Origin of the sequence: Acetobacter sp. AAB5, from assembly GCF_050106715.1 — a bacterium.
Classification (GTDB): domain Bacteria; phylum Pseudomonadota; class Alphaproteobacteria; order Acetobacterales; family Acetobacteraceae; genus Acetobacter; species Acetobacter oryzifermentans.
On sequence record NZ_JBNIEW010000031.1, the window covers coordinates 1 to 4,489 of the forward strand.

At 55.6% G+C, this 4,489-nt stretch carries 9 protein-coding genes; 8 read left to right on the forward strand and 1 reads right to left on the reverse strand.

What is annotated here, in order from left to right:
- Positions 1–20: 20 nt before the first annotated feature.
- The gene (gene mobQ / locus ACP7IZ_RS13365; protein WP_211499777.1) at positions 21–1,064 is read right to left on the reverse strand and encodes a MobQ family relaxase; all 1,044 of its coding nucleotides are present in this window, start codon (positions 1,062–1,064) and stop codon (positions 21–23) included.
- 134 nt (positions 1,065–1,198) lie between these two features.
- Between mobQ and ACP7IZ_RS13370 the strand changes: the two genes are divergently transcribed.
- The 8 genes from ACP7IZ_RS13370 to ACP7IZ_RS13405 all read left to right on the forward strand — a co-directional run bounded on the left by ACP7IZ_RS13370 (position 1,199) and on the right by ACP7IZ_RS13405 (position 4,375).
- Positions 1,199–1,417 (forward strand): hypothetical protein, encoded by a 219-nt coding sequence (locus ACP7IZ_RS13370; RefSeq protein WP_211499776.1) that lies wholly within the window; start codon positions 1,199–1,201, stop codon positions 1,415–1,417.
- A gap of 24 nt (positions 1,418–1,441) precedes the next feature.
- Positions 1,442–1,699 (forward strand): mobilization protein, encoded by a 258-nt coding sequence (locus ACP7IZ_RS13375; protein WP_211499775.1) that lies wholly within the window; start codon positions 1,442–1,444, stop codon positions 1,697–1,699.
- On the forward strand, positions 1,696–2,232 hold the full coding sequence (locus ACP7IZ_RS13380; protein ID WP_010518133.1) for a hypothetical protein: 537 nt from the start codon (positions 1,696–1,698) through the stop codon (positions 2,230–2,232). The genes ACP7IZ_RS13375 and ACP7IZ_RS13380 overlap by 4 nt, the downstream gene beginning before the upstream one ends.
- A 329-nt stretch (positions 2,233–2,561) precedes the next feature.
- Positions 2,562–3,161: a helix-turn-helix domain-containing protein gene (locus ACP7IZ_RS13385; RefSeq protein ID WP_211499774.1), complete on the forward strand. Its 600-nt coding sequence runs from the start codon at positions 2,562–2,564 to the stop codon at positions 3,159–3,161.
- Entirely contained in the window at positions 3,158–3,331 is a 174-nt protein-coding gene (locus ACP7IZ_RS13390; protein WP_211499773.1) for a hypothetical protein, read from the forward strand. The genes ACP7IZ_RS13385 and ACP7IZ_RS13390 overlap by 4 nt, the downstream gene beginning before the upstream one ends.
- On the forward strand, positions 3,321–3,593 hold the full coding sequence (locus ACP7IZ_RS13395) for a type II toxin-antitoxin system RelE/ParE family toxin (protein ID WP_339412514.1): 273 nt from the start codon (positions 3,321–3,323) through the stop codon (positions 3,591–3,593). The genes ACP7IZ_RS13390 and ACP7IZ_RS13395 overlap by 11 nt, the downstream gene beginning before the upstream one ends.
- 15 nt (positions 3,594–3,608) lie before the next feature.
- Entirely contained in the window at positions 3,609–3,842 is a 234-nt protein-coding gene (locus ACP7IZ_RS13400) for a hypothetical protein (RefSeq protein ID WP_211499779.1), read from the forward strand.
- 11 nt (positions 3,843–3,853) lie between these two features.
- Positions 3,854–4,375: a hypothetical protein gene (locus ACP7IZ_RS13405; protein ID WP_211499778.1), complete on the forward strand. Its 522-nt coding sequence runs from the start codon at positions 3,854–3,856 to the stop codon at positions 4,373–4,375.
- The last annotated feature ends 114 nt before the right edge of the window (positions 4,376–4,489 follow it).

Sequence of the window (4,489 nt, forward strand, 5' to 3'; positions counted from 1 at the left end):
TTTTATATCCGACATATCTCTTAAAATCCGATACTAGGCCCCCGATCGCGTGACCGCCTGAACGTCGGTTGCTCGATCTCCTTGGTAAGCTGCTTCTGACGGTCCTTCTCGGCAGCCTTCCGGGCTTCCTCGGCCGCCCGGATGTCCTGCTGGCGTCTGATCTCGGCCTGACGCGCCAATTCCTTCCTCTGGCGCTCGGCCTCTCTCTCCCGCTCCATCCGCTGCCCGATCTTCCGGGCCAGACCGACCGCCAGCTTTGCCCGCTTCTCAAGGCCGGAGAACAGCTCCTGCGCCTTCTCCACGGCCTTGCGGGCCGTTTCCAGAACCCGGTTCCGCTCGCGGATCTCCGCATTTTGCTTCCCGAGATCTGTCACCGGCTCCCGGTCGGGGATCTCGCGGGCTGCCTGTCGCTCCAAGGCGGTCGCTGACACCCCCATGTGCCGGGTCGGTTCCTGCTCCCTCCCCTGACGCTCGAAGCTCCGGTGATCTACCCGCTGTTCGACCTGGTGCCGTTCCAGCGCCATGTTCACCTGGCGCGCCCACACACCCCGCATGTGCTCGATCTCGGCCGATGCGGTGCTGGCCACGTCCAGAATCCGCGTCTTGGCCCCCAGTCCTTCCTCTCCGGCCGTCCGGGTCGTGGTCAGGATATGGGCGTGATGGTTCCGGTTGTCCCCTTCCCGTCCGGGTTCATGAATCGCCACATCGGCCACCACCCCGTACCGCTCCACCAGCTCACGGGCGAAATCACGGGCCAGTTCTTTCCGTGCGTCGGCGTCCAACTCGGCCGGTAACGCCAGCTCGTATTCCCGGCCGGTCTTGGCGTCCTTCCTCTTCTCGGCCGCCTCGGCTGCGTTCCACAGGGCGTTCCGGTCCTGCGCCCAGTCCGCGCCATTCGGGGCCACGATGAACGCATCCTCCACCCCCTGTTTCCGGGTGTAGTCGTGCGTCAGGCCCTGCCGCTCGTCCATCAGTTCCTGACCGGCACGATAGGCAGCAGCAGCAACGACACTGCGACCGGCCGAACGTGAAATGGATTTGACGGATAGGTGATAGATCGCCACGGGTCACCGGGATAAGGAAGGGTTCAGGGAAGGAACGTCCCTGACGCACGCATTGGAACAATGCTAAAGTGCGCCCTTCACTCCTTCGTCGCAAGGGTTATCATCATACCACCCAATGCAAGGAATGTTCCGATATGGACCGTGTGTTTGTGGTTTTTCAGCGTGGAATAGGTGCACCTGACCTGCGCGTTCTACACGTCGATTTGGGGTCTGATGATTACAAACTGGACGTGTGCGAGCAGATCAAAAATATGATGGATATTGTGCCAGAGTTTTCTCTGCTGGCTTGTGTGTCAGAATGCCAGACGATTGTTGTGACCCGCGATGAATGGCGAGCATTCCTGCACGGCTGAACGCGGCAAGGGAGACAGAGAGACATGACCCCCATCGAGAAAGCAAAACAGCAGGTCGAGCAGGCCAAAGCCCGGTACCAGGCACTTCTCGCCAGACAGAACGCCGAGGAACGCAAACGGGACACCCGGCGCAAGGTCATTCTCGGCGGCCTGCTGATCGACGCTGCCGGGAAAGATGAACGCTTCGGCCGCGTCATTGATGAGCTGATGAAGCGCATCACCCGCGACCATGACCACAGGGCGTTCGAGGGATGGCAGAAGCCCGGGCCAGATCAGTCATGACCGACGAACGCGAGCTGGATGACGGGCTGGCCGCATTCGACCAGCTCGGCCGGGAAATGGGGGAGACGAACCGCCTGCTCCGGGCCGTCCGGACCGATCAAATGGCCCGGAACCAGCAGGAACATGCCCTGTCATCCGAACTCCAGACCGTGCTCAAACAGGCCACAGAAGCCTCACAGAAGGCGCTACAGGCCGCCAAGGTCGAATTACGCTCCAATCTACTCTGGTTAGGCTCTACCGCCCTCCTGATCGTTCTGGCAGCCTCTGGGGCAGGGTATATCCTTGGACACAATACGGGATTGGATCAGGGACAGACGGAAGGGTATCAGGCCGCCCGTGATGAGAAGGCGGCTGCGTCCTGGGCCAACACCCCGGCCGGACAGCGAGCCTATGCCCTCGATCAGCTCGGCAGCCTCGATCTTGTCAGCCAGTGCATGGGTCACGACTGGCAGCGCACCACACAGAACGGGAAACGGGTCTGCTTCCCACAGGCAGACGCAAAAGGGGAGATGGCAGGCTGGTATATCCCCTGACCGTCACATGGTCAGGAAAGCCGGCTCGCTCCCTCGTCGCTTCCTGAGCAATTCGCTCTTGCCCGATTCTGCCGGCGTCACAGGTTTCGGGCGAGCGCGGAGCGGGAGCGGCGTAGCCCGCCCGCAGGGCGCCGGAACAGCCCTTGAAATGGCAGTTTTCCACCGAAAAAAGGGGGGACAACAGGGGGATTAGATTCTTTTCTTTTTCTTAGGGATCGCCACACCCCGCAGAAATCCGACAGAAAAGGCTTGTTTTAAGTCCCGGATTCCGGGACTAATTGATCCCGGATTCCGGGACTTAAAAACGGGTTCTCCACAAGGAGCAGATCATGGCCCAGATTGTGCGCCTGACGACAAGGCAGCAGCGATCCGAACAGGAGGAAGCCGCACAGGCGGCCGAGCAGCTCTCGCTCCTGTCCGAAGAACTTCTGAAGCATTTACCCGGAGAGGCGCGTATAGCTCTTTCCAAGATCACCCACGCGCTACAGAAGGCCGCGCGACCAGACACCACCGAAGGGCTTTGGCCGGGAGGTTTTACCATGTTGAGCCGTATGCAGACCGCCGCGATCTGGGACGCTATCCGCGCCCTGCCATCCGATGACCGGCCTCATCAGGTCCGCCATGCCTTCGATCTGGTGCTGCTCAATCTTCGACAAGATACGGGCGAGGTGCTGCTTAACCGTGACCAGCTCGCCGAAGAAATCGGCTGCGCTCCCAAGCACGTCAGCACCGTCATGGGGACACTTGAAAAAATGGGCGTAATCCGCCGCGAAAGACGGAAAATTGAAGGTATGCAGGGCCGAGGCGTGGCCGTGTATTTCATCAATCCGCATGTGGCATGGAATGGCTCGCTCGACGTCCGCAAGGCGCAAGCCGCGGAGACCCGCCCGCCCATGCAACTCGAACTTCTCCAAGGGGGTGCGTCATGACCGACCTGTCCGACGAACTGGCAGCCAAAAGAGCCGCAATTCACAAGGCCCGACACAGCACGAAACCGGCCGTTCCGGCCGAACAGGTTCTGGCGATCCTGAAAGCTGATCTGGCCCGCGTTCAGGCGGCGATTGACGCACTGCCACACGAGGAACGACGTGCGGGTTGAATGGTCCGATGAAGCCCTAACAGACCGGGCCGCCATCGTTGACTACCTGCTTCCCCGCAACCCGCACGCGGCCAAGCGGATTTTGCTCCGGCTGATCGACGCCACCACAGACCTCGCCATGTTCCCCAACATCGGCCGGGAAGGCGAGGATGGCACCCGTGAATGGGTGGTCGTCCACCCCTATGTGTTACTTTACGACGTCGATAAAAACGAAAATATTGTTCGTATCCTGCGTATATGGCACATGTCTCAAGACAAGTAGATAGAGGATATAAACATGCCTTCTTTAAACGAAATACTACAGAATGGAGATGCCTGGCACTCTGTATTCTGTTCTGTTTTTAGCTCTATGAACAAAGAAACCAAAATTGATATTGCTAAAAAGTTTAAAACAATGATTGAAGAAACAATACCGAACAACAATTTCAATGAAGAAACAAAAGAAAAATATTTGACCGCTTATAAACGAGCATATTATTACGCCACAAGCGAAACATACAAATCAGAATAGAATTAATATAAATGAAAAAAGTAAATACGTTTATTATTTTTATAATGAACCTTATAATTCCATCAATTGCAATCGCAGATACTTGCAATAATTCAAAAATTTCAGCACAGATTAGGGATTCTGTTAAGAGTTCTATATATTCATCTAATGGTCTTCGTGCTCAGACAATGAATGTTATTCTGGAAGATTTTCCAACAAAAACACTTGGTCAAAACACATATATAAAATGCAATGTGGTAGCCCCTACATATTCTGGAATATTTAGGGGAGAATACATAGGTGTTTACAAAACAGGCACCACAACAAGGACTAATTTTGCAGTTTTAAATTGGGATCAGGTCGCAAGTTTATATATTAAAAATAATCTTCCACCAGATACTACAGACGGCCCTGATCTGAATAGAAAATTGATTGATATGGCAGGCAAATTAAAGACTGGTTCCAAAGAAGATCAGCAGATATCCCAAGCAATAATGGGAGTGTATTTCAGAAACTCAGGAAGCTCTCCCCCAGCATGGTGGCCCGGACAATAATATTTTTATATCCGACATATCTCTTAAAATCCGATACTAGGCCCCCGATCGCGTGACCGCCTGAACGTCGGTTGCTCGATCTCCTTGGTAAGCTGCTTCTGACGGTCCTTCTCG